This is a genomic window from Psychrobacter sp. TPE 89C, from assembly GCF_055522395.1.
Genome location: NZ_JBVFXW010000011.1, coordinates 1 through 24,495, shown reverse-complemented (window position 1 = coordinate 24,495; position 24,495 = coordinate 1). Strand labels below are relative to the sequence as shown.

The window sequence follows — 24,495 nt, the reverse complement described above, 5'->3', positions numbered from 1 at the left end:
GTATCAAAAATACTAGCGTATGCCTTCAATTCATGCGACAGTCATCTCAATAGGCTAATATTCGGTATAGCACTTATATCAAAAAAAACCCCTCCTTATCTATACCAGATAAGGAGGGGTTTTTATTGCAAGCTAAGCTAAAACTGTATCGTTTAGCAAAGACTGCTGACTGGCTTTAAACCGTTAAACAAAGACAATTTTTGCCAATAGTACGAAAGTCAATATCCATACTGGAATGCTAATGTCAGAAAACTTACCCGTCAATGCTTTGGTTGCCGTATAAGTGATGAAACCAAGTGCGATACCATCTGCGATAGAGTAAGTCAGTGGGGTAAATAATAATACGACAACGACTGGCGCTGCTTGAGTCAAGTCAGACCACTCTACGTCTTTTAGAGTGCCTAACATCAATACCGCCACATAAAATATCGCGCCTGCTGTTGCATAAGCAGGGATCATACTGGCTAATGGCGCAAAGAATATACTAAGCAAAAATAGCACGCCGACAGTCACAGCGACCAATCCAGTACGACCACCTGCAGCAATACCTGAAACGCTTTCGATATAACTGGTTGTCGATGACGTACCAAGTAAAGTCCCTGCTACTGTCGCAGTAGAATCTGCAAACATCGCTTTACCCATGTTCTTAACTTTACCATCTTTATCTACCAAGCCTGCCTGTTGCGTGGTTGCAATCAACGTACCAGCTGTATCGAATAAATCGACGAATAAGAAAGCAAAGATAACGCTGATCATACTCACATCAAACGCGCCAGCAATATCAAGCTGCATGAATGTAGGTACAATCGATGGCGGTGCAGAGATAATACCAGTGAAATGCGTATTGCCAGTTAATAAGCTGACCAAAGCCACAAGCAAGATACCAATAGTCACCGCACCAGGGACTTTCTTATAGGACAAAGCGAGAATAACAATAAACCCAACAGCAGCCATCGCCGGTCCAAAGCTTGTCATATCACCTAAGCCAACCAACGTAGCGTCATGATTGACGATGACGCCTGAGCTTTGTAATGCAATGAACGCTAGAAATGCACCAATACCAGCGACCACGCCCTGCTTGAGCGACACGGGAATAGAATTGATGATCATTTCGCGAATTTTGAACAGACTCAACAGCACAAAAATACAACCAGATAAGAACACCGCGCCAAGCGCAACTTGCCATGTGTACCCCATACCAAGTACCACGCCGTAAGTGAAAAAGGCGTTAAGACCCATGCCAGGAGCCTGAGCAACAGGTAAACGAGCATAGAGTCCCATGATCAAACACCCGATTGCTGCTGCCAAACAAGTAGCAACAAACACAGCGCCTTTATCCATGCCAGCATCTGCTAGCACGTTGGGGTTAACAAAGATAATATAGGCCATCGTTAAAAAAGTGGTCAAGCCAGCAAGAATTTCAGTTCTTACCGTGGTGTTTTCACCGTTAATCCCAAAATAGCGTTCGATTGCATTCATAAGTGTCGCGCCCAGCTTGCTAGTGAAAGAACAAATTTATTAATGCCTAAAGTCAACACAACGTCAGCAGACAAATCGTGACGTCATCTCTAGAAAGGCAGCAGTAACGAAGTGTAACATTCTAGAGAAATTACACTATAAATTCAATCACTACCAGTACCCGAAGCGTACAAACACGATTTCTCCTGTTACTTGGAAATCATATTTGGACAGGCTTTTAGGTAAATAAAACATATTTTCAAGATATCTATCGATAGATGCACAAACAGAATTTACCTTTTGAATAAAACAACATAGCTAAACATTCATTAATTATTTGGTATTTAACACTTTATTAAATGACCTTTACTTCATTTAGCAGTACACTAGGCGGTTAATATAAGTGTGCAGAATTATTGCGCCACCAAGTTTTTATGTTATCGAATACCCTATTTGGCCTGCGTATTGCACCATGCCAGCTCTTGTCCATTATCCGTGAGTTCATTACATGCCTGAGTCATTAAATATTATTGATCTTATTACCCAAGCCAGTCTATTGGTGCAGATTGTGATGGCACTATTATTATTAGCATCTTTATTCAGTTGGATCATTATTTTTCGTATGAGTGCGCGGCTTGGTACGGCTCAAAGTTTCGATCAACAGTTTGAAACTTGGTTTTGGTCAGGTGAAGATTTAGCCAAACTATATCAAGGTGTGCAAGGCTCGCCTGAACGCCAAGGACTTGAGCAGATTTTTTATGTTGGGTTTTCAGAATACCTAAGAATGCATAAAAAGCGCCAGCCTAAAGATGACATTATCGATGGCGTTGAGCGTAAGCTAAGAGTTGGGCTAGGTCGTCAACAGCAACTGCTCGAATCAGGGCTGACAACGCTGGCCAGTATCGGATCAGTGGCGCCTTATATCGGATTGTTTGGTACAGTCTGGGGTATTATGAATGCCTTTTTAGGATTGTCGCAGACAGAACAGGCCACCCTAGCCTCTGTTGCGCCTGGTATCGCCGAGGCCTTAATCGCCACTGCCATGGGTCTGTTTGCAGCGATCCCTGCTGTACTGGCTTACAATCACTTTACGGCAAAATCTAGCCGCTTATATGACTCGCGGGCGCTGTTCTGTGATGAGATGACCGGCATGCTCCAACGTGAGACGAGTGCAGCAAACCCTGTCAGCAGAGAAACGCAATCTACCACTAGTCAAGCATAAGGACGATGAAGCCATGAAGCAAAGTCCCTATCGCCGTGAAAAGAAAGCGCTAAATGCGGAGATGAATGTCGTTCCTTACATCGATGTGATGCTGGTGCTGCTGGTCATATTTATGGTGACAGCGCCGATGTTGATTACAGGTGTTAATGTCGATCTGCCAAAAGAGCAAACCAACACCATGAGCCAAAGCCAGCTACCGGTGATCGTATCTCTAACTGGTAATGGAGAGATTTTTATCAGTTACGAAAGTAATGTCGATTTGCCAGTGAGCGAACCTGAACTGATTAACACCTTATCTAATTTGCAGACTCAAAACAGTGATGCCGGAGCGTCACCCGTACAGGTGATGATAAATGCCGACCAAAACAATCAATATGGTGCAATCATGACGCTAATGGCGACGTTACAACAAGCCGGTATTCAAAAGGTAGGACTACTAACAGGCGCTCCTCTACCCACGCCTTCACTGTAATCAACAGATTAATAAGCACCACATTCGATCAAGCTTATAATAGAATCGTAGTCAACCCAATGAACCACGTTCATGAGTATAAATATTATGCATAATGCTCCTGCCGTCTATGTGCCTACCCAACCTGAAGGCAATGGGCTGACCTTGCCTACGCTACTCAGTTTACTCGCACATGGCCTTGTGATTGGCCTGCTCGTTTATAACTATCAACACACTGAAGTCGACATGACTGGTAGTATCGAAACGGTCATGGTATCACCTGAGCAACTGGCTGATATGCAAAATCAGATACTGGCCAATCGTGCTGCCGCGCAAGCTCAAGCAGCCAATGCTAGCAGCAGCTCGTCGACAGTTACGCAAGAAAATGAGTCTAACAGTAACAATGCCAACCAAAATAGTGCCCAATCAAGCTCACAACCAGTACCTAGTTTTAGCCGCCCCGATGATACTACTGGCCGCCCTTTATTGATGAGCGAAGAGCATCATCAACGTTTGCTTGAACGAAATAGAGAATATGAGCAACAGATGGCTGAGTTGGCAGAACAATTAGATGAATCAGTGACAGAAAAGCACGATGCTATTGAGCAAGACAAGAGAGATGAGCAAATAGAAGATCAACAAAGGCTCCAAGAGTATCGTAATAAGCCAAATGACACTCCCAAAATTATACGTCCTAATAATAAAAGCACCAATATAGAATTTGAAAGTAATGATTCTGATGGCACACCTAAGAATTACAGTCTAGCAAAAGGCGACTCTGTCGTATCTAGCGATACAACAAGCACCACAAAAGAAAGCAGTCGTTCAGCAGCAGGTGGCAATCGCGGTGCTAGCAACAATGAAATTATCAGCTTAATCAAACGTAACTATAATCCACCGACAGGAGCGAAAGGCACGACTCAGCGCGCGACTCTAACGATTACTGTGAATGCTAGCGGCAAGGTGACCAATGTCTCAGTTTCAGGACCTGATAGTAGAGTCAATGAGGCAGCCAAACAAGCAGCTTGGGATGCGGATAGCTTCCCAATAGATACTAGCGATCCAAAATATCCTACTTTCGATATACAGTTTAGGGGTAGTAACTAATAAGTTGCTCATGTCTCACATTATTGATAACGTTACCTTAATAATCTTATACTGTTAAAGGTATTCCCATACCTTTATGGTTGATTGATTACTTGTAGAAATGATCACTATACTTTTTCAGGAGCTTGAATTACTCATGCGTACTCATAAAAAACTACTCACATCTTTACTTGCCAGTGCCTCAGCTTTGCTGGTCGCTCCAAGTATATTTGCAGCTCCTGTCGTTCTGGAACTAGATTACGACATTCCTACTCAACAAAACCAAGCCGCTTTTGTTCCCTTCGCTGGTGACACCGTCATGTCTTCTATTATCCTAAATGACTTAGGTAAAACCGAGCTAAAAGTGACTAGCGAAAATTTGCCACAGCAACCGTATAGTAGCAACGAGTTAGCAGGTACCCTACCCGTATGGCAAAGTATCGGTATTCCTTACCTAGTCGTCGGTAGCAGCAGTACCAATCGCGGTAAAGTGACCACCAACTATGAAGTCATTGAAGTAAAGTCAGGGCGAATACTAGCAGGAAAACAAAGTCTAACGGCTAATAACGATAAAGAAAGTATGCGTTATGCTGGGCACGTCATCGCAGATAAAGTATATGAGTTGATTACCGGGACGCCAGGAGATTTTTCAGGACGTATTGCTTATATTGAAGAGGAATTAAGCGGTAAGAATAAAGTCTCACGCCTAAAAATTATGGATGCTGATGGTGAAAATGCGAGAACACTTGCTGAAGTCAAAGGGTCTATCTTTTCACCCGCTTGGTCACCAGACGGCAAACGCATTGCTTACTCTGTACAACGTGATCAATCGTATCAAGTCATCTACGTACAAAACGTTGATGGCGGCGGCGCAACCGCATTAACACCCTTCTCTGGTAGTAACTTGAGTCCATCATTCTCACCAGATGGCAGCAAAATATTATTCTCTAGCAGCTTTGAAGGCAGTGCTGATATTTACGAGATAAGTGCCAGTGGCGGTCAACCTAAAAGACTCACCAGCTGGCCAAGCAGTGAAGTACAGCCAAGCTATGCGCCTGATGGTCAATCTTTTGTGTTCGTCAGTGACCGCGCAGGTTTCAATAAGCCACAAATCTATCGTTATGAATTTGGCTCAGGACGTACTACGAAGCTATCAAATAGTGGTTATGCGACTAGCCCGCAGTTCAATAGCGATGGTTCACAAATTGCCTTTTTGAATGGCTCATCAGCCGCTATCATGAATAGCAATGGTGCAATAACGGCTAATTTGGGCAATACGGGCATTGATGAAGCACCGAGCTTTTCGCCTAACGGTAAGCGCGTAGTCTATGCTTCAAAACAAGGTGGTAAAGGTATTATTACAATAAAATCACTAAATGGTGGTGAGACGTTTGGCAAGTCTGGACAAGGTACTATTCGCTCACCAGTATGGTCAGCCAGTCCAAAGTAAATAATCCACTTGCTGTCTTTCTCAATCTATAAATCCTTGTATATAAAAAAGCGCCTAACTATCTGTTAAGCGCTTTTTTTGTTTTCTAAGAGCAGTAGTGAAGTAATTTGTATATTAGGGCGTGTCCTCAATTCAATCGATAGTCATCTAAATGGGTTAAAAATGGCTAAATCTTGCCAAACAGCGTCAAATAGCTGACTAATATCTCGATATTATCTGCGCTATGTTCCTTGTTTGACTGCGATTTATCTCACTTTTATCACCATTTTTAAAATGAGGACACGCCCTAGATATTTTTCTTTAATAGCCATTAGCTAAAAGTGTAAATAGTATTAATCATCACTCGGATCACCTGCTGGTGGGTTGTCATGACGCAGTTTTGCCACGTTTTCAGCCGTTACCGTCTCAGTAAAGCCATTCAGGTCACTGACCACATATTGAGTAACCGCAGCCATCTGCTCATCATTCATCATCCCATGAAATGACGGCATACCGCGAAAACCATTCATTAAGATATCAATGATGTAATACTTTGATTGCATCTTACTGTTATTAGCCAGTGGTGGATAATAACCTGCACCGTAAGCACCCTCGCCTTTATGCATATGACAGGCTGCACAAGAGTCGTGATATAGCTTTTCACCATCTGTTGTCACAAATGCATTGGTGCCTTCAAACTTTGCTTCCCACTTAGTAATACTTGGGTCATTTTTCATATTGGGCAGTGAGCTGTCATCAACGATATTCATAGAAGGTGTTGCAAGCTCATCACGACTCATATGGACAGCACCCCAAGCGCCTGTATTACGGCTTGCTTGATAGTCAGCAGGCTGCGTAGCTTCTTTCTCTTGTACGCTGGCTATCGTTTGTATGTCATCCGACTGTTGACTACAACCTAGCAGTGCCGCACTACTCAACACACTCAGCAACATCACAGTCAGCAGTTTGGGTGTCATGTTTTTTATGACTGTCTTCTTCACGATTGCATTATCCATGATAGCCTCTGAATTTTATAGTTATTCGTATTAACCCAGCATTTTTGCTTTTTTATGCAGGCGCTTTGCGGCATCCATACCAGATAGAATAGCGCCTTCCTGCCATGCTGGAATGTGTGAGCAATGCTCGCCTGCCAGTACGATACGATTATCAATACTGCACAAGGTATCGTAATGCTGCCGACGGGTCGACTCATTCCAAATCCCATAACAGCCAAGCGTCCATGGGATACGGTGCCAGACAACTGACGTACCTGCGCGGAATTCTTTGGGATACTGAGGATGGATATATTTACCATAGGCAAGCGCAACATTGATACGCTCTTTCGGCGTTAGGGTATTGAACTTATAAGACGTCGGGCCGTAACCATAGGCGCCTAGCAACACCCCTGTCCCATCTTTGAACATATTTTGTGACGGATAGGCAATCTGCGCAATGGGCATGTCGGTATAAGTCAGACCACCAAATATCCACTCATCTTCTTCCCAAAATCGGCGGTTGAACTCTAAGCCGACTTTATAAGAGGTTTCATAAGGCACAGCGGCCATCGCCTGTTTCATAGGTTTTGAGACATTGATATCCATCTGCGTCAATATCGTTAGTGGGATATTACAGACGCACCAATCTGCACGGATGGTCTTAGTGGCACCATCTGGACTGTTGCTATCGACATAATCGACCGTCACACCACTTTCGTCTTGATGAATTTTGGTGACTTTTGCATTAAACTCAATCATATCCCGACATTCACGGGTGAATGCATCACCGATTTTACCCATACCGCCCACTGGCTGAAACATGGTTGGCTGATGACCATAAGTCATATGATTGCTATAGATATCTGCCCACATACCCGACTCTAATATCTCACTGATAGGTAAAGGCTTGGATGGGGTCGCATCAGGCATCAAGCCGCCACCCGGAAACACACTAAAACCGCGATGCTTGCTGGTCTCATTGCTGGCATGGTAGCGATAGTCTTTATCGAGCACACCCCAACCTTTTAAGCCTTCTAACAGTTTCTCTTTGTCTTCTCTATTCACCGAACGATCGAGAGCGCCGACATTAACGGACTTCGATAACAACTCCGCGACGTGACCTTGGATATCGTTTTTTACATCACCCAAACGTTGGGGCACACCGCCAAAATGAGTGCTACGATGCAAATACGCACGATCATTGGTCTGAATAAATGGCTGTAGCTCAACACCGAACTGTTTGCAATAATGGAAGATGGCATAGTGATGACTGGGCAAACGCCATGGCCCACCATTAAAATAATTGCCTTCTTCAAAATCACAAGTGACTTCTTCACCGCCAAGCTCTGTATATTTATCACCGCTGTTCAACGTCCAGCTGCGACCACCGCCACGGTTCTGATATTCGAGAACCTTGACATCATAGCCTGCTTTACGTAACTCATAAGCCGCTGTCAGTCCACCAAGACCAGCACCGAGAATGACAATGCTAGCACCCGGAGGTGCACCTTTTAGATCCATGGTCTCTTTGAAACTCGACTCTGAAGCAAATCCCAATGTCGTCATTGCCTGATACATCGCCGTTGCACCCGCTGTCTTACCAATCATCGAGAGCAGTTGGCGCCGCGTTGGAGACTGAGGCATGTCTTTCATAATAAAGTCCTTAAAGTAGGCGTTCGTGCAAAACAGAAGGCATTGATACGATGAATCAGCTCGGCTTAATTTTTCATTTTTTGTTTAAGCTGTCGTGCCTTACCGTGTTGCCTCTAACGCCTTTCTTGTCATAAGTATTTAAATCGTATTTATAAAATCACTGGATTAACGGCGACGCCTAGCACGCAAGATTGCTCGTATGATAAACACAATAATAATGACGGCCACGATAATACCGACTATTGCCAGCAGGCCCGCATATTTGATTAAAAATGGCGTATCAGCACCCGTCGTTGCGATGCGATCGACATCATCAGCGCTCACCTCACTACTCGTAAGGCCACCAAAGTTCACACGTACATAATTGGTGATACCAGCGATTTGCTCGCTATTAAGCTCATCTGAAAACCCTGGCATAATAGGCGAAGTATTGGTCGCCCCTTCTACCCCATGAAGAATCATGTTCACGAGCGCATCCGGCTTGTCGCGACGAATACTGCTGAGTCCAACGATAGGCGCATAGCGTGCATCAGGCTGTCCATTACCATCGACACCGTGACAGCTACCACAAGCCACCAGATATAGCGATTCTGATGAATCACTACCGTTGCCAACCTCTGCTTTAGCTTGAGTCAAATACTCATTTTGGGCGAGTAAATCGTGCGTAATGGACTCGTTGACTGGTGTTGGTAGACGAGAGATATCAACGGCTGTGACCTTATCCTCTGTTTGGATCGCAGGGACGGCTTTTAAATAAGAAGCAATGGCACTCAAGTCTTCATTTTTAAGATAGCGAGTACTGTGCGCAACTGCCTCGCCCATCGGCCCACCCGCATAAGCTCGTTGGTCAAGCTCGCCGGTACGTAGATACGTGACAATATCTTGCTCACTCCAATTGCCAATGCCACTTGACTCGTCAGGTGTGATATTGGGCGCATGCCAATGACCAAGCTGAGCGCCTGATAGATATTTTTCTTTATCAAAACCCATGGTGCTATTACGCGGGGTATGGCAAGTGCCACAGTGCTCTAGGTTATTGACGATATATTCACCGCGTTGCTGTGTTTGGGTGAGTCCATCACGGTTCTCGGTAGAAGGAACATTTAAAAAGTTCCAGCCCAGCATGAGCGTACGAATGTTAAAAGGAAATGGCAATTCAGTTTTTTGCGTTGGCGCCTCATCGATGGCTGGCACGGTTTGCAGATAGGCAAATAACGCGCTGATGTCTTCTTCCTTCATGCCGCTATATGCAGCATATGGCATGGCAGGATATAACATATGGTCGGGTGCTCGACCTTTTTGCAGCGCGTTCTTCAAATCCATCTCGGTATAGTCACCGATACCATGACGCTTAGACGGGGTAATATTGGTTGAATAGATACTCCCCATCGGAGTGTCAATCGCTGTACCGCCAGCATAATCCTCACCGTGGCATGCCATACAGTCAGCAGCACGAGCAATATAGGCACCGCGGTTGACGATATCGCTATTAGCGGGACGCACATTAGGCAAACTGGCATTAGGTAAACTGGAATCAGCTAATGTGGTGGTGGGCAAGCGAGCACTGGCCGTGCTTGTATCAGCGAGGCTTGTCCCTTCAGCCATCACAGCACTGGCCGTGCTTGTATCAGCGAGGCTTGTCCCTTCAGCCATCACAGCACTGGAGGTAATACCCATTACGAGCATCGATAACATCATAGGAATTGGCTTCATAATATCCTCATATAGCTGGTACCTAGGGTATTTCACAGAGAGGTTTGACGACACATTCGATAGTGAGTAGCGTCTTTATAGCTATTTATTTTTGCTGCTCTATGTGTCAAACATCAAACATCAAACATCAAACATCAAACAATTTATTAAAAAATAAAATAACGAGCAAACTATCTTTATAGAAAACATCTGACAAAAAAAGCACCTAGTAAAGAAAGCATCTAGCAAAAATAGTTTCTAGATAATGTCTACTCACCTCACCAATGTAAGACTTTTTCGCCACTATTACTTGAATGGTAACTTATTGGCCTAAAATTTTTACAAAACTTAAAGAACTGTCTGACGGCCATCTATTTCTGGCAAATTATCATGTGTTTTTATAGAGTAATAATACGTATTTCAAAAAAACCTTTAAAAACAATAGCTAAATAGACTGTTTAACAATATTACGTTTCTCATGAATGATCTATCACTGCGATGAACCATTGCAAATAAGCGATATTTACTATCATTATTCGTTTGGTCTGTACATAATGGATACATAGACCTAAATCAAAATCACCTGACTATAAATAATATTTTTATGATGATATGACACATAGTTATTGCACCTCACCATATTTTGTTTATGATAGGCGCTATTTCCACGTTGCCAATCGCCGCCTGAGACATCATTATGAAGTCATTAACGCTTACTTATATACTCACATCTATTCTGTTGTTAACAGGTTGTCAGTCGTTCCAGTTTGTTGATAGTCCGATTCCTGTCACATCGAATTTGACTCAATTGAATAACCAGTAACAGAACAGAAAGACAAAAAAAGCAGACTTAATAGTCTGCTTTTTGTATTCAGGTTACGGTCGATAAAGTCGCTTTAACTCTGTGTATTGGCTGGCTGATGCTTGATAATAGTTTTGGCCAGATGATCACCAAACCAAATAGCGGTGTCGATATCTCCAGATCCTGGCGTTTCTTCAGGTGGGCCATCGAGTGACTGCGTCATTAAACCCAAAAAGCTAGATAGACGATTTAGGTCATGAGTTTCATGACCTGTCGGCATCAATGGTAGTCCAATCCAATTCATCCCATGCTGCATCGCATATAGAGAAATCTGCTGTAATACCGCAAGTTTGTCACCGCTTAATCCACCAGAGTTGGCAAAAGCTGCTGCCCACTTCCCTTCCCACTTACGGTGATACCAACGCTTTGAGGTTTCATCCATAAAAGTCTTAAATTCAGCCGTGACGCTACCCATGTATACGGCACTACCAAATACCAGCAGATCTGCTTGATCTAAAAACGCCCAATCCACCTCATGGACATCTACCGCCTTGGCTTTTGATTCTGGTAGCTGCTGACGAGCACCTGTCACTATGGCCTCAGCCACACGCTTGGTATGACCATAATTACTATGATAAATAACCGCAATAGATAGATTATTGGCTTGGTTAGTGACAGTTGAAGCAGACGATATAGATGTAGTCATACGGGCTCTAGTAATGAATGAATTGATGAATAATAAGTAGCTAAATAATAGTAACGTTTAGAATTTTCTGAGTAATTACAGCCATTATAGCCTGTAATCATATCGTTAGTACCGGATAGCTGTCGTTAATGACGCTATCGTCAGGTGCAAGGATAATCACACTGCTTATTAACAGACTGTCATAGAGTAGCAATATTCAGCGAATTATCAACTCACTTATGTAAATCGAAACTTTGTCGAACGTTATGTAGCACATCTTGTGCGTATTAAGTAAGAAAAAATAATCGTTAATAATCACCTTTATTTATTCCATATACGCATATGTTAATTCCAGCTTTTCTTTCAGGCTTGTTTCTATTTTTACCGTAATAGGATTATGATGTAGCGCTTATTCCTAAGTTACGCATAAATACAATTAATGAATTAAAAAAATCATAAGAAAGCTATAAAGAAATCACAATCAAACCGATAAGCAGAGGAGACTACTACTGTGACAACGTTAAGAGTTCAACCCGTAAACGAGGCGCGAGATCCAATCGTAAGAGACAGTCTTCGCTTGAATGATCCACAAAAGATGCTGGTAGCAGGCGGTGCCATTGTGAGCTTTCTCATGCTGGTCTATTTGCTAGATACGCAACATATTTCTCAGTCACTATTGCTCGGCATTGGCTTGCTGCTGGGCTATACCCTCTTTCATGCTCGCTTCGGTTTTACCTCTGCATTTAGGCGGTTAATGTCAGTCGGTAATGGACAAGCGATGCGCTCACACATGCTGATGCTCGCCATTGCTGTGACGCTGTTTGCCCCTATTCTAGCCTTTGGCACGACTATTTTTGGTGGACCAGTCGCAGGTTATGTCGCGCCAATCGGTGTCAGTCTCTTCGTTGGCGCATTCGTCTTCGGTATTGGCATGCAGCTTGGTGGTGGCTGTGCCTCTGGTACTCTATATGCAGTCGGTGGTGGTCGTTCGGTGATGTTCATTACGTTCATATTCTTTATCGTTGGTGCCACTATTGGTGCTTACCATCTACCATTTTGGACAGAAGATCTGCCGAGCTTTGAGCCGTTTTCTTTGGCTACCTCTACCGGTCTTGGTTACAGCGGTGCCTGGATGGTCTCTTTGGCGCTTTTTGCTATAATCGCATGGATAACCTTGGTCGTTGAAAAAAGAACCAAAGCCCCTAAAATGGCACCTGTTCCTTCTGAAAAAGGCTGGAAACGTATTTTCCGTGGTTCTTGGCCGCTATTTGCAGCAGCGATTGTACTGGGTGTACTGAATGCATTAACGCTAGCAACACGTGGTCAGCCTTGGGGTATCACATCTGCATTTTCATTATGGGGATCTAAAATTGCGAGCGCTTTTGGGGTTGATGTCGCGAGTTGGGGCTATTGGCAAGGCGCAAACGCAGCAGCGCTAAATGCGTCTATATTTGCTGATTCAACGACGGTACTAAACATCGGTATCATTATTGGCGCTTTCATTGCGTCAGCGGCTGGCGGCTTATTCAAATTTACGACCATTACTAAGGGCAACTTTGCAGCTTCAGTGATTGGTGGTTTGATGATGGGCTATGGCGCACGTCTAGCATTTGGTTGCAATATCGGTGCTTATTTTGGTGGTATCGCTTCTTTTAGCTTACATGGCTATATCTGGGGCATACTCGCGATGGCTGGCACGTTCTTGGCTCTATACTTACGTCCTTTATTCGGCTTATCAGTGCCAAAGTCTAGCGACTCAGTCTGTTAATAAAAATAGTGGTGATTGAATAAAAAAACAGCAGGTTAAAATTAACCTGCTGTTTTTTGTTATATAAAGCATATTGTGTTAATCAGACAACACTCATTTAGCCATCACTGCTCTGCATACTACGGGCAATCACTAATGCCATACGTCCCGTGGCTGGCTGCTGCAAATGTGTCTGACGACGATACGAGTAATAATGACTGTCGGCATAACTACAGTCTACAGGTAAGTCATTAATAACCGTCACGCCAGCAGTCTCTAACTGCATAGCAGCAAGCTTCGGTAAATCTAACTTAATTTTGTCATCTTGAGAGGGTATAGAAAAGAGCGCCACAAAATCACCGAGTTGTGTCTCTGACAGTGCTTGGTTCTCTTTGCACCCTGCTAATAGCTTGTCGCGGACGTCTGTATTCACCTCATAATTCGCCTGACTAATACAAACGCCAATCCAGGCTTGAATCGGCATCGTATGATCAAACCTATTCACTGTTGTCTTGATAACACCGCAAGCCAAGCCTTGCCAGCCTGCATGAATAGCAGCTATCTGTCCTGTCGCCGGTTGGTACAAAACAATAGGCACACAATCAGCCGTCATTATGGCCAGTCCGATACCTTGTTGCTGACTAACCATCGCATCAGCTGCTACGGGTGTCATACTGAGCGCGGTGGCATCGACATCGTGAACGTTATTACCATGAACTTGACTGACCCAATGCAAACGTTTAATCGGTACATATTGAAAGCGCTTTGATGCTGATGCTAAAAAGCTTTCATTGATGCCAGACAGTAGACACATACGATTGTGCAATACCTTTGTCGCATTATCATGGACATGCAAACCTAAATTCAGCTCACCGTAACTTGCCGGATTTTGCTGCCCTATTTCCTGAGTGTTTGACTCAGAATCATTGACAACATCAGTCAAAAAAGCCGCCGTTTGAAAAACAACAACATCATCAATTTGCGCTAGCAATGTCATAGGAAGCTTATTAATCATGACTGAGATCTACCATCTTAATGAATCATGTATATGTGGCTGACAATATTTCAATACTTGGTTTTATAGTTAGCTCTATAGCTTATATAACGTAGATAATAAAGAGTCAGATTTATATCAGGCTCGCTCAGTCTACAAGGTGTAGTACTTTCACTCGCCTGTCTAGTCTCTTCTAAACTATATTGAACACACTATATTTTATACAACTGCTCTGAACAATTGCTTACTCAGCATCATAACCATCACTAAGTACGGCTATGAGTTGTTGCATATCTTCAGGCAGCGGCGTGGTGACTTCCATATCTTCACCTGTCGTTGGATGTACAAACCCCAATGTATAAGCATGCAAGGCTTGGCGCGGAAAGTTATTAATCGTTTGACGCTGTGCTTCTGTGAGACCGGCTCGCAATTGACGACGACCACCATAAACGCGGTCACCCACTATCGGATAAGTAATGTGGCTTAAATGCACACGAATCTGGTGAGTACGACCCGTCTCCAGTCCTACATCTAATAGACAGTAGTTACCATTAAGCGGCGTCACATTTAATAGATGAGTGACTGCCTCACGTCCTGCTGTCATCACAGTCATTTTGGTACGTTGATTGCGGTGACGACCGATTGGTGCGTCAATATGACGGTGGCGCGTTAGGCTTGCCTTATCACCTGCCACCACACATTGATAGTGGCGATAGACTGACTTGTCTTTTAGTTGCTCCATCAGTGCCATCTGAGCAGGTTTGGTTTTCCCGATAAGCAACAGTCCAGAGGTGTCTTTATCAATTCGATGCACCAGACCTGCACGTGGCAGATGGTGCTGCTGCGGATAGTGATACAGCAACGCATTGACCAACGTACCCGTCTGATTGCCAGCACCAGGATGCACGACCATGCCGACAGGTTTGTTGATAACCAGTACGTCGTCATCTTCATAGACGACATCGATGTCTATATTTTCTGGTTGGTCTTCACTATGCTGCTCTAGCGTTGTTGATAGATGCAACACATCATCAGCTTTGACACGAACCTTTGGTTTTTGCACACTACCGTTATAGAGTAAGCTACCGTCAGTGATCCAGCCCTGTATCTGCACACGCGAGAAGTCTTTGAATGCTAGCGAGGCAACCTTATCGATACGCAGACCTGACTGATCTTCTGTGACAGTATGGGTCAACTCTATCGCTACTGGGACGGCTGGACCCGAAACTGAAGGCTCATCATCATCGCTATCGTCAATATCACCATCATCGATGTCATCTGCATCACTATCTGGTCGCATCACTTCTTCTGAAATCGCATCATCATGCAATTGCTCATCAAGCGCTGGCTGATTGTCGTCAAGTAACTCACTATTTTTTAAAACGTCATTTGTCATCGGTGACTCTTGTGCTGATGAATCAGTATCTAACGATTGATTCGGTGGTAAATGGGTGGTTATAGCATTATTATTCATAATAAATTAATACATAGCAAAGCGCCTAACCTCATTCTGTCAGGCAACTTTTTAAAAATTTTACAAAAAATCAGACTGCCAGTCACGTATTTATTGCTTATCATAATAGCAATCATCGTCAAAAAAATCGGCAGCAATATCGCGATAGTGTACCATGCCGAGTGCTTAAGCCCTATAGAAGCTGCTCGTTATCTGTCATTTTTGATGATAACTTACACACACTCAGTATCGCCGGTTAACTCTCTAAAATATGACATTGCTGTAATTTACTGTATATTTATCGGTATCAGCGACATTCGATATCGCTCGTGATAGCCGCTCATGCTAAAATGCCGAACTGAAATCAGATATTATGTGGCTTATTACTAGCCGTATTGCCAGCCATATCATAGATACTAGCACTAATAGGTACTAACACGATAAGTACTGAGGCTCGGCAACCATGACCTGACTCAGATCTTGCAAAAACAATCTTTGCCACTGTGTCATGGTCGAATATCCAATACGATAGATTGCACATATCGAAAAAATAGACGAAGCAAACGTTATTCTATAAAGTATGACTATGTTTTGCTGTATGCTATTGCACTGAATTAAAAAATAACGTTTTTATTAGGGTCTGTTAAGCCCATACACCATTACAATAAACTGCATTCAATAAAAACCATGTTGATGGTGAGGCTGCTCGACGATGAGTATGCTTGATACTAGACAGTTAGCGGATGCCTCAAAGCATCGTTTTTTATTATTAACCTTTTATGTAGCATAATAGCGCTGCTGTTATTATGCGCCTCGTGTCGGAGAAGAAGTATGCAAGCTGTTGGCAATACGTTTATCAAACTGTCCTCAATAACTCTACTTACGCTAAGTGTAAGCCTAGTCGGTTGTCAAACTTTTAAGAACCTGACTGGCGGTGCTGACGTCGATGCGGTAGAAACCGCTCAAAAATCAGAGCAAAGTTATTATAACGATGCCATCGAACAGCTTGATAAGAGCCACCACACACAAGCTATCGAAGAATTGACCAACTTACGTACCTTTTACCCTACCGGGCAATATGCTGAACAAGCACTACTCGATATGATGTACGCACAATATGAAAGCGGTAAATATGAAATGGCAGCGTCAAGCGCTGAACAGTTCATTCGTCTATACCCTTCTAATCCGCAAGTAAGCTACGCCTACTATGTGCGCGGTGTGGCAAACATGCAAGGATCATCAGAAGGCTTAAAACTGTTCAAACTGAACCAAGCCGAACGTGATACTGCTTATTTGCGTATTGCTTTTGCCAACTTCCAAGAGCTGGTTAATAAATACCCAAACAGCCCTTATACACCAGATGCTGCACAGCGCATGACTTTCATTTACAATCAGTTTGCTGAAAGCGAAATGAGTGCTGCCAATTGGTACATCGAGCGCGAAGCTTATGTCGCCGCTGCCAACCGCGCCAAATGGGTATTCCAGTACTACCCACTCAGTGAGTCCATTCCAAAAGCCCTTGCCACGCTAGCTTATAGCAACGAAAAATTGGGTTTAACGGATTTGGCAAACGAGTACAAAACCCTATTACAGATTAACTATCCAAGCTGGTTAACCAGTGATGGCAGTGTGAAACTAGAGACCAAACGTGACAGCACTTGGCTGAACAAAATCACCTTTGGTAAGCTTGGTCGTTCAAGCGTAGACGATGAGTCAGTAGCGTCAGGCAACTACAATGGTGCAACCAAAACACAGATGATTCGTAATGCTAGCCAGCTAAGATTGCCTAGCGCAAATGCCGCTTCTGCCAATGCACCAGCAAGTAATGCTGCTCCTGCACGTGGTACAAATGGCAATCCGCAAAACAGTCAGCCACCACGCAGCATCACCCAACCAAACCAAGATGCGCCTATCATCCCATAATCTGTCAATCCATAGTCTTTTCAACCACATTCTGTCAATGTGAATAATGAATGACTTAGAAGCTGTCTCATAAGAAATAAGGCCAACGCTCATGTTGGCCTTATTTTTCTGTTTTTATTTATCTAATACTTTATCTACTATCAGCTATTACTACTCGCTGATTTTGGATGCCCAACATAATTGACCTATGGTAAACTGTTTTTTGTATGAGCATTCCTAACCATATCCTTGAGCAACTAAATAGCCAAGCTGACTTAGTCAGTATTATTGGGCGTCATACTACGCTCAAAAGAGCGGGTGGTGAGTTTAAGGGTTGCTGCCCTTTTCATGGTGAAAAATCACCCTCTTTTTATGTCAATCCACAAAAAAACATCTATCACTGCTTTGGCTGTAGTGTCGGTGGCAATGCCATTAGCTTCTTACGTGATTATGAAAACCTCACCTTTATCGAAGCAGTCAATGAGCTGTCCAAGCAAACGGGCATCGAAGTACCTAAAGAAGAGCGGCAAAACGTTAGCTATCAGCGTAGTGCACCCAAACCTGCTGTTTCTAAAATTACCACGCCTAAAACTAGTGCGCCTAAATCAAGCTCACTACCGTCTGTGCCTAGCCCAGCTGTCGACCAAAGCAACTTAAGTCAGAACAGCACAGACCAAGGCGGTGTAGAACCAAGCCATGTGGCACAGGCTAGTTATGATGATGCTCATAGCTACGATAATTATCCACCGCTAGATGCTTACGACTCTGCGCCTTATCCAACAGATGCTTATGGTTCAGAGTATCCAGATGATACGAGCTACTCACCAGCTTGGCTCAGCGACAGCGATGAGACAATCAACCTACACGGTATGGATAATAGTGCCGATGCAGATGGCAATCTATACGATCTGCTAGAGCAAATTCAGCAGTTTTATCAGAATAGTCTGACTACTCATCCTCATGCCAAACATTACTTTTTATCTCGCGGTATCACTGAAGACATCTTTGAGACCTTTGGCCTCGGCTATGCACCCTTTGGTTGGCAGCATCTTGAGCATCAGTTTCCGCAGGATATTGAAGGGCTTAAAGCGTTAGGCTTAGTGCGCCAGTCAGAGTCTGGACGCGATTATGACCTACTACGTGATCGAGTTATCTTTCCGATTCGAGACAATCAAGGCCGTACGATTGGCTTCGGTGGTCGAGCACTAGATGATGAAGTAAAGCCTAAATACATCAACTCGTCCGACTCGCCCGTTTTTCACAAGCAACATGTGCTATATGGTTATTATGAATCTCGCCAGCAGCGCGCCAATGACTGGCTCGTGGTCGAAGGCTATATGGATGTCATCGCCCTCTATCAAGCGGGCATTTATGGTGCCATCGCGTCGATGGGTACAGCGATTAATGAGAGCCAAATATCACGATTACTGACGCTAAACCCTACACTAACCTTGAGTTTCGATGGGGATAGTGCGGGACAAAAAGCCGCTTGGCGCACCCTAGAAGTTGCGCTACCAGTACTTGCCGATGACAAAGAGCTGCGGTTTTTGACTTTGCCGAACAATCATGACCCTGATACGTTTATCAAAAGTCAGGGCGGTGATGCCATGCGTGCACAAATCGCCAATGCCATACCTTTGTCTCAGTATATTTTTGCGTATTTAAGTGAGCGCTACGATTTGACCTTGGTAGAAGGTAAAGCCAAGCTCATGTCCCAAGTACGCGCATTAACCATGGCATTGCCCAAAGGCAGTAGTTTTAAGTATTTGCTTAACAATGACATTTATCAAAAGCTGGGCGGCAAACGCAGTCAGAATATTGAAGCCAAGGACGCCCTGCTAGATTTTGATGGTGACATGACCATCAGTCAGCAGTTGCAGCTGTGCTTTTTGTTCCAACCACGTGCACTACTTGAAGATCCCATTGAGTCGATTTGGCAACAGGCAGGTATCAGTGACTTACAACTGCCTGCACATATCAAACAAAAAGCTGCGAGCGATACCTTGCGGCCACTTGCTTGGGAAGATTTGCAAGATACCGACCTGCTAGATATTGTCAGTACGATTAAGCGTTGCTTAAGGTATTTACCAGCAGACGCTAACGCAGCGGCGCACTTTATATTGTCCAACGTGCGACCGATGACGCAAGAAACACTCAGCCGTAGTTGGGGTGGTTTTTATAAAACCTTGACGGCAAGAAATATTTTAAGCCTTGATGAATTGGTCGAAAACTTAGTCATGCAACTGCTCAAGCTACATTTGCAAAAAAAGATGCAGGAGCTGATCAAAAATCCTGATCATATTAAGCTGGCGATTGTCCGTAAGCAATCACAGCTGTTAAATGACTGGCTACGTGCACAGCAAGCCGAGCAGTCAGCGCAAATGACCACGGTTAAATCTTGACATTGACCTTCATTTTTGATGAATAAACTATCAACCCTTTAAAAATACAGCGGCTGCCCCCACTACTAATGATTATGCCGAGTAGTCAAAACCGAATCTAAAAGAATGTTAAACATTCAACTGATAGCAAATAATCAGTAGAAAATGATCGGTAAGTCTCACTGTCTCGTGCTTGATTACTGTGGTCTGTGTTAAACTATGCGGCTGTATATTTGCAGCATTGCTTAGCGAACTATCATAAGCATGCATCGTCAGGCACAAATTTTAGGTATTATTTTTGAGTAGCAGTTTTTAATGAATGCTATTTTGAAGTCTTTTTTAATGTTTAGCTGTTTTTCAGCATTGTTATTGTAGTGTTTTGAGCCTTTATTCATATCCACTCATTTTTGATATTATTGACAACCTCTACGCCATATTTTGATCAATCGACTGATAAGATCAACGCACCCAGCCAGCGATAGCGCGTCACGATATAAAAATGTCCGATGCAAGTAAGCGAGTATTTATGAACGATAAGTCAGTTTCTAAGTCCACATCTCAACTGGCCACCTTAATCCAAATGGGTAAAGAGCAAGGTTATCTAACCTATGCTGAGGTGAATGACCAACTGCCCGACTCTATTACCGAAAGCGATCAGATCGAAGATATTGTGCAAATGCTAACCGACGTTGGCATCAAAATCTTTGAGTCTGCCCCTGATGCCGATGACATCTTGATGAACGATGATTCAAGTGATGATGACATGGCAGCAGATGAGGCAGCGGCAGTACTCGCCTCTGTTGAGACTGAGCCTGGTCGCACCACTGACCCAGTACGTATGTATATGCGTGAAATGGGTACGGTTGATCTACTGACCCGTGAAGGTGAGATTGCCATTGCCAAGCGTATCGAAGAAGGTATTCGTGACGTACAGCATGCCATGTCTTACTGGCCTGGTACGGTACAGTTCGTCCTTGACGAGTATCAAAAAGTACAAGATGGCGACAAAAAACTCTCTGATGTCATCACTGGTTTCTTAGATCCTGAAACCGAAGCAGACAAAATCGCTGCTCAAGAAGCAAAAGAAGCAGCGAAAGAAGAAAGAGAGCGTATCAAAGAAGAGAAAGAAAACCCACCACCAGTCAAGCCAAAAGCCAGTGCAAAAGCCGCACTTGATGATGACGATGAAGACGAAGATGGTGATGAGGAAGAGGCCGAAGAAGAAACCAGCGGTATCGATCCAGAAGAAGTACGCCTACGTCTAGAAGAGATCGAAAACCTATTCATCAAAGCCAAGCAAGCCCTAATCGATTATGGCCGTGGTAGTGTACAAGCAGATACCGCTTATGCCCTACTTGCTGAACGCTTTATGATGTTGAAGCTGAACAACCGCTTGTCAGATCAAGTCATGGCCATCATGCATGATGTCTATGATGATGTGCGTAAGCAAGAACGTCAAATCATGCGTTTGGTGATTCGCCGTGGTCGTATGCCGCGTGAAGAGTTCCGTAAAACCTTCCCTAGCAATGAAACCAATGTTGATTGGCTCATTGAGCGTATAAGCGGCAAGCCTGCCTTTGCTGCTACGTTAGAGAAAGTCACTGATGACGTGATCTTATTACAACGGAAGATTCGTGATTACGAGCAAAAGCTCGATATGAAAATCCACGATATGAAAGACGTGGCGCGCCGTATGGCTGTCGGTGAAGCAAAAGCTCGCCGTGCTAAGAAAGAAATGGTCGAGGCCAACCTACGTCTGGTTATCTCTATCGCGAAGAAATACACCAACCGTGGTCTGCAGTTCTTGGATCTGATCCAAGAAGGTAACATCGGTCTGATGAAAGCCGTTGATAAGTTTGAATATCGCCGTGGTTATAAGTTCTCGACCTATGCGACATGGTGGATTCGTCAGGCAATCACCCGCTCTATTGCTGACCAAGCGCGCACCATCCGTATTCCTGTGCATATGATTGAGACGATCAACAAGATAAACCGTGTCTCACGTCAGTTGCTACAAGAAATGGGACGCGAGCCAACGCCTGAAGAATTAGGCGAACGCTTAGAGATGGACGAAGTCAAAGTCCGTAAAGTGCTTAAGATTGCTAAAGAGCCTATCTCTATGGAAACCCCTATCGGTGATGATGAAGATTCACACCTAGGTGATTTCATTGAAGATGGTACGATCTCTAGCCCTGTCGATGATGCGACGGCTGCTGGTCTACAAGAAGCCACTCGTGATGTACTCGGCAACCTTACTGAGCGTGAAGCACGTGTCCTAAAAATGCGTTTCGGTATCGATATGCCTACGGACCATACTCTTGAAGAAGTCGGTAAGCAATTCGATGTAACGCGTGAGCGTATTCGTCAGATTGAGGCAAAAGCACTACGTAAATTGCGTCATCCATCACGCTCTGAGCACCTACGCTCTTTCCTTGAAAATGACTAATATCCAAGCAAGCTAAGTACTAATAAAAAAGCCGAGTATATCTCGGCTTTTTTGTGCCTACTCGTTAATTACTGACTTTTTTAATCATAAAACCCTCTATCCCTCTTTTCCGTACTCCTTATCATGCCTCCCTACCTGCAAGGCTTTCTTATCTAGCAATATCTAATCATAGGCAGAATGCTAACTTCAAAAACCACTTTATAGTTGACACTATCAACCTTATTCTATATAGTTGCTTCTATCAACTATATTAAAGGTTCTCTTATGTCGGATAATTCATTGAGCGAAACGCTGCATCAATTAATGCATACCTATACCAATCTATTATTAGAAGGTATTCGGCAGCAAGGTGTGGGTTTGTCCGTGACAAACATCCGAACACTAAAAGGGGTTTGTTACAACCCAAAGAGTACCGCATTATCCATCTCTAAGCACATGCAACGAGACAAAGCGCAAATCACTCGTGCCTTAAATGACCTATTAGCGGCTGAGCTAATCCTTAAGACAGACAACCCATTGGATGGTCGTAGCCAATTACTACAGTTGACGAGCAAAGGCGAGGCAATTATGGCAAAGCTCGATGCGGCAGAGGAATGGACCAAGAGGCAACTGACTCAAGATTTGAGCCCTGTCGATATTGCCCTGTTCTTTCGCGTCAGTCGCACCATGATAGACAACGTTAGCACCAACAAGACTACCAATAAATAAGGAAAAATTCGTATGAACAACACAATAAATCAAAAACCCGTACGAGAAATCATGACCGTTGCCCACAAGCAAATGATTACCCCGCACTATATTCGTATATACCTGACAGGTCAGACAGAGACGATCGCCAATATTGCCACCATGACAGTAGGCGCCAACAATAAAGTACTAATCCCTAGAGACAAGACGCAACCTCTCGACCTAGAGGACAAATCTACTTTCGTTATCCGTACTTATACGCATCGCGGTGCCGATGTCGAAAAACAACAGATATGGATTGATTTTGTCGCTCATGGTGATGAAGCACCTGCCTCAGGTTGGGCAACTCATGCTCAAGTTGGCGACGAGATTGGTATCTTAATGAAGCCTAAAACCAAAGCCCTTTGTCCCGATGCAGATAATTTTCTGCTGGTTGGCGATGCCACTGCCATACCCGTACTTGGCTCGATACTAGAAACCTTACCTGAGAGCGCGACCGGTCACTGCATCATCGAAGTGCATGGTGCAGAAGACGAGCAAGAGCTGCCTACTCTAGCCAATATCACCATGACATGGTTACATAACCCGCATCCTATGCAAGGCAGTCAGCTAGTCGATACGGTAAAGTCTCTTACGTTACCAAATGCTGAACAAAGCCGTTTTGCTTATATCGCTAGCGAGTTTTCATCCGTTAAAGCCCTGCGTCATTACTTAAAGGTCGAGCAACAGTGGTCAAAGGATGAGCTATATGCTTTTTCTTATTGGAAAGCTGGCGTAGCTGAAGACCAATCTGTGAGCGATCGACAAGCAGAGAAAAACACAGACTAACCAACCGTGCTTCGTTACGATAGGAAAATAACTATGGCTCCAAACCCTATGGCTCCAAATACTGTGCCAGCAAATACCGAGACTTTGCTCATTGGTAGCACCAAAAAAACACCGTTGCTCTATAAAGTGTTATTAATACTGACCATGATGACGGTCATAGGTGGTCTATTAACAGGTGTGATGACCTATATGAATGTCGGATACTCCAATACATTTTTTCACGATTGGTCTAGAGCGCTATTGGCAGCGTATGCGATAATGCCAATTGGCTTATTACTGATGGGTCTGGTCACGAAATTTATTAATCACAGGCTACCTAATACCAAAGCGTATAAACGCAATCTAATCACAGGCATATTAATGGCTTGTATAATGGAGTCCATGTTGGCCTTTAGTACTGCCTCAAAGACGATTGGTTTCGCTAATCAAACAGCATTTTTGAACGGTTGGCTAGAAGGGTTTTTGGTCGCCTTGCCAGTAGGATTGACTTTAATGGTCATTATGTCCATGACCATCAAGCCCAAAATTGAGGCCTTTTTAAAAAGTTAAATAATAAAAGTCTAACAAAATAAAAAACCAACTAG

General features: G+C 43.8%; 18 protein-coding genes. 11 read left to right on the top strand and 7 right to left on the bottom strand.

Annotated elements, in window-relative coordinates:
• Nucleotides 1–183: 183 nt before the first annotated feature.
• Nucleotides 184–1,479, bottom strand: a complete 1,296-nt coding sequence (locus ACZW67_RS05450; RefSeq protein WP_110922958.1) for an NCS2 family permease — start codon at nt 1,477–1,479, stop codon at nt 184–186.
• A 487-nt stretch (nt 1,480–1,966) separates the two neighbouring features.
• Here ACZW67_RS05450 and tolQ point away from each other — a divergent pair, with 487 nt between their 5' ends.
• The 4 genes from tolQ (at nt 1,967) to ACZW67_RS05430 (ending at nt 5,667) form a co-directional block, all read left to right on the top strand.
• On the top strand, nt 1,967–2,680 hold the full coding sequence (tolQ, locus tag ACZW67_RS05445; RefSeq protein WP_110922959.1) for a protein TolQ: 714 nt from the start codon (nt 1,967–1,969) through the stop codon (nt 2,678–2,680).
• A 13-nt stretch (nt 2,681–2,693) separates the two neighbouring features.
• Nucleotides 2,694–3,152, top strand: coding sequence for a protein TolR (tolR, locus tag ACZW67_RS05440; RefSeq protein ID WP_465182451.1), 459 nt, complete (start codon nt 2,694–2,696; stop codon nt 3,150–3,152).
• 72 nt (nt 3,153–3,224) lie between these two features.
• Nucleotides 3,225–4,238 (top strand): cell envelope integrity TolA family protein, encoded by a 1,014-nt coding sequence (locus tag ACZW67_RS05435; RefSeq protein WP_465182450.1) that lies wholly within the window; start codon nt 3,225–3,227, stop codon nt 4,236–4,238.
• Nucleotides 4,239–4,374: 136 nt separating this feature from the next.
• The gene (locus ACZW67_RS05430; protein WP_465182449.1) at nt 4,375–5,667 is read left to right on the top strand and encodes a translocation protein TolB; all 1,293 of its coding nucleotides are present in this window, start codon (nt 4,375–4,377) and stop codon (nt 5,665–5,667) included.
• Nucleotides 5,668–5,999: 332 nt separating this feature from the next.
• Here ACZW67_RS05430 and ACZW67_RS05425 read toward each other — a convergent pair whose 3' ends face one another.
• The 4 genes from ACZW67_RS05425 to ACZW67_RS05410 all read right to left on the bottom strand — a co-directional run bounded on the left by ACZW67_RS05425 (nt 6,000) and on the right by ACZW67_RS05410 (nt 11,494).
• Nucleotides 6,000–6,662 carry a c-type cytochrome gene (locus ACZW67_RS05425; RefSeq protein WP_465182448.1) on the bottom strand — a complete coding sequence of 221 codons (663 nt, stop codon included), beginning with the start codon at nt 6,660–6,662 and terminating at the stop codon, nt 6,000–6,002.
• A gap of 30 nt (nt 6,663–6,692) precedes the next feature.
• Complete coding sequence (locus ACZW67_RS05420; protein ID WP_465182447.1) at nt 6,693–8,294, bottom strand: flavin monoamine oxidase family protein; 1,602 nt, start codon at nt 8,292–8,294, stop codon at nt 6,693–6,695.
• A gap of 165 nt (nt 8,295–8,459) precedes the next feature.
• The gene (locus ACZW67_RS05415) at nt 8,460–10,007 is read right to left on the bottom strand and encodes a c-type cytochrome (protein ID WP_465182446.1); all 1,548 of its coding nucleotides are present in this window, start codon (nt 10,005–10,007) and stop codon (nt 8,460–8,462) included.
• Between the two features lie 875 nt (nt 10,008–10,882).
• A complete protein-coding gene (locus tag ACZW67_RS05410) occupies nt 10,883–11,494 on the bottom strand; it encodes a flavodoxin family protein (RefSeq protein WP_465182445.1) in 612 nt (203 codons plus the stop codon).
• 490 nt (nt 11,495–11,984) lie between these two features.
• Here ACZW67_RS05410 and ACZW67_RS05405 point away from each other — a divergent pair, with 490 nt between their 5' ends.
• Nucleotides 11,985–13,241, top strand: a complete 1,257-nt coding sequence (locus ACZW67_RS05405) for a YeeE/YedE family protein (RefSeq protein ID WP_465182444.1) — start codon at nt 11,985–11,987, stop codon at nt 13,239–13,241.
• Between the two features lie 97 nt (nt 13,242–13,338).
• On the opposite strand, the gene ACZW67_RS05400 is transcribed toward ACZW67_RS05405, so the two are convergent.
• Nucleotides 13,339–14,235: a purine nucleoside phosphorylase YfiH/LACC1 family protein gene (locus ACZW67_RS05400; protein ID WP_465182443.1), complete on the bottom strand. Its 897-nt coding sequence runs from the start codon at nt 14,233–14,235 to the stop codon at nt 13,339–13,341.
• Nucleotides 14,236–14,458: 223 nt separating this feature from the next.
• Nucleotides 14,459–15,688 (bottom strand): RluA family pseudouridine synthase, encoded by a 1,230-nt coding sequence (locus ACZW67_RS05395; protein ID WP_465182442.1) that lies wholly within the window; start codon nt 15,686–15,688, stop codon nt 14,459–14,461.
• A gap of 810 nt (nt 15,689–16,498) precedes the next feature.
• On the opposite strand from ACZW67_RS05395, the gene ACZW67_RS05390 reads away from it, so the two are divergent.
• From ACZW67_RS05390 to ACZW67_RS05365, 6 genes are all read left to right on the top strand, one after another.
• Nucleotides 16,499–17,590: an outer membrane protein assembly factor BamD gene (locus ACZW67_RS05390; RefSeq protein ID WP_465182441.1), complete on the top strand. Its 1,092-nt coding sequence runs from the start codon at nt 16,499–16,501 to the stop codon at nt 17,588–17,590.
• A 206-nt stretch (nt 17,591–17,796) separates the two neighbouring features.
• Nucleotides 17,797–19,971 (top strand): DNA primase, encoded by a 2,175-nt coding sequence (locus ACZW67_RS05385; RefSeq protein WP_465182440.1) that lies wholly within the window; start codon nt 17,797–17,799, stop codon nt 19,969–19,971.
• A gap of 505 nt (nt 19,972–20,476) precedes the next feature.
• The gene (gene rpoD / locus ACZW67_RS05380) at nt 20,477–22,396 is read left to right on the top strand and encodes an RNA polymerase sigma factor RpoD (RefSeq protein WP_197100267.1); all 1,920 of its coding nucleotides are present in this window, start codon (nt 20,477–20,479) and stop codon (nt 22,394–22,396) included.
• 264 nt (nt 22,397–22,660) lie between these two features.
• Entirely contained in the window at nt 22,661–23,104 is a 444-nt protein-coding gene (locus ACZW67_RS05375) for a MarR family winged helix-turn-helix transcriptional regulator (RefSeq protein ID WP_465182439.1), read from the top strand.
• A gap of 12 nt (nt 23,105–23,116) precedes the next feature.
• Nucleotides 23,117–23,911, top strand: a complete 795-nt coding sequence (locus tag ACZW67_RS05370) for a siderophore-interacting protein (RefSeq protein WP_465182438.1) — start codon at nt 23,117–23,119, stop codon at nt 23,909–23,911.
• Between the two features lie 33 nt (nt 23,912–23,944).
• Nucleotides 23,945–24,460, top strand: a complete 516-nt coding sequence (locus ACZW67_RS05365; RefSeq protein ID WP_465182437.1) for a DUF2798 domain-containing protein — start codon at nt 23,945–23,947, stop codon at nt 24,458–24,460.
• Nucleotides 24,461–24,495: the final 35 nt, after the last annotated feature.

Bases quoted from the DNA above. Each gene is read 5' to 3' on its own strand.
- ACZW67_RS05450 (WP_110922958.1), bottom strand. From the start codon at position 1,479: ATGAATGCAATCGAACGCTATTTTGGGATTAACGGTGAAAACACCACG.
- tolQ (WP_110922959.1), top strand. From the start codon at position 1,967: ATGCCTGAGTCATTAAATATTATTGATCTTATTACCCAAGCCAGTCTA.
- tolR (WP_465182451.1), top strand. From the start codon at position 2,694: ATGAAGCAAAGTCCCTATCGCCGTGAAAAGAAAGCGCTAAATGCGGAG.
- ACZW67_RS05435 (WP_465182450.1), top strand. From the start codon at position 3,225: ATGAGTATAAATATTATGCATAATGCTCCTGCCGTCTATGTGCCTACC.
- ACZW67_RS05430 (WP_465182449.1), top strand. From the start codon at position 4,375: ATGCGTACTCATAAAAAACTACTCACATCTTTACTTGCCAGTGCCTCA.
- ACZW67_RS05425 (WP_465182448.1), bottom strand. From the start codon at position 6,662: ATGGATAATGCAATCGTGAAGAAGACAGTCATAAAAAACATGACACCC.
- ACZW67_RS05420 (WP_465182447.1), bottom strand. From the start codon at position 8,294: ATGAAAGACATGCCTCAGTCTCCAACGCGGCGCCAACTGCTCTCGATG.
- ACZW67_RS05415 (WP_465182446.1), bottom strand. From the start codon at position 10,007: ATGAAGCCAATTCCTATGATGTTATCGATGCTCGTAATGGGTATTACC.
- ACZW67_RS05410 (WP_465182445.1), bottom strand. From the start codon at position 11,494: ATGACTACATCTATATCGTCTGCTTCAACTGTCACTAACCAAGCCAAT.
- ACZW67_RS05400 (WP_465182443.1), bottom strand. From the start codon at position 14,235: ATGATTAATAAGCTTCCTATGACATTGCTAGCGCAAATTGATGATGTT.
- ACZW67_RS05395 (WP_465182442.1), bottom strand. From the start codon at position 15,688: ATGAATAATAATGCTATAACCACCCATTTACCACCGAATCAATCGTTA.
- ACZW67_RS05390 (WP_465182441.1), top strand. From the start codon at position 16,499: ATGCAAGCTGTTGGCAATACGTTTATCAAACTGTCCTCAATAACTCTA.
- ACZW67_RS05385 (WP_465182440.1), top strand. From the start codon at position 17,797: ATGAGCATTCCTAACCATATCCTTGAGCAACTAAATAGCCAAGCTGAC.
- rpoD (WP_197100267.1), top strand. From the start codon at position 20,477: ATGAACGATAAGTCAGTTTCTAAGTCCACATCTCAACTGGCCACCTTA.
- ACZW67_RS05375 (WP_465182439.1), top strand. From the start codon at position 22,661: ATGTCGGATAATTCATTGAGCGAAACGCTGCATCAATTAATGCATACC.
- ACZW67_RS05370 (WP_465182438.1), top strand. From the start codon at position 23,117: ATGAACAACACAATAAATCAAAAACCCGTACGAGAAATCATGACCGTT.
- ACZW67_RS05365 (WP_465182437.1), top strand. From the start codon at position 23,945: ATGGCTCCAAACCCTATGGCTCCAAATACTGTGCCAGCAAATACCGAG.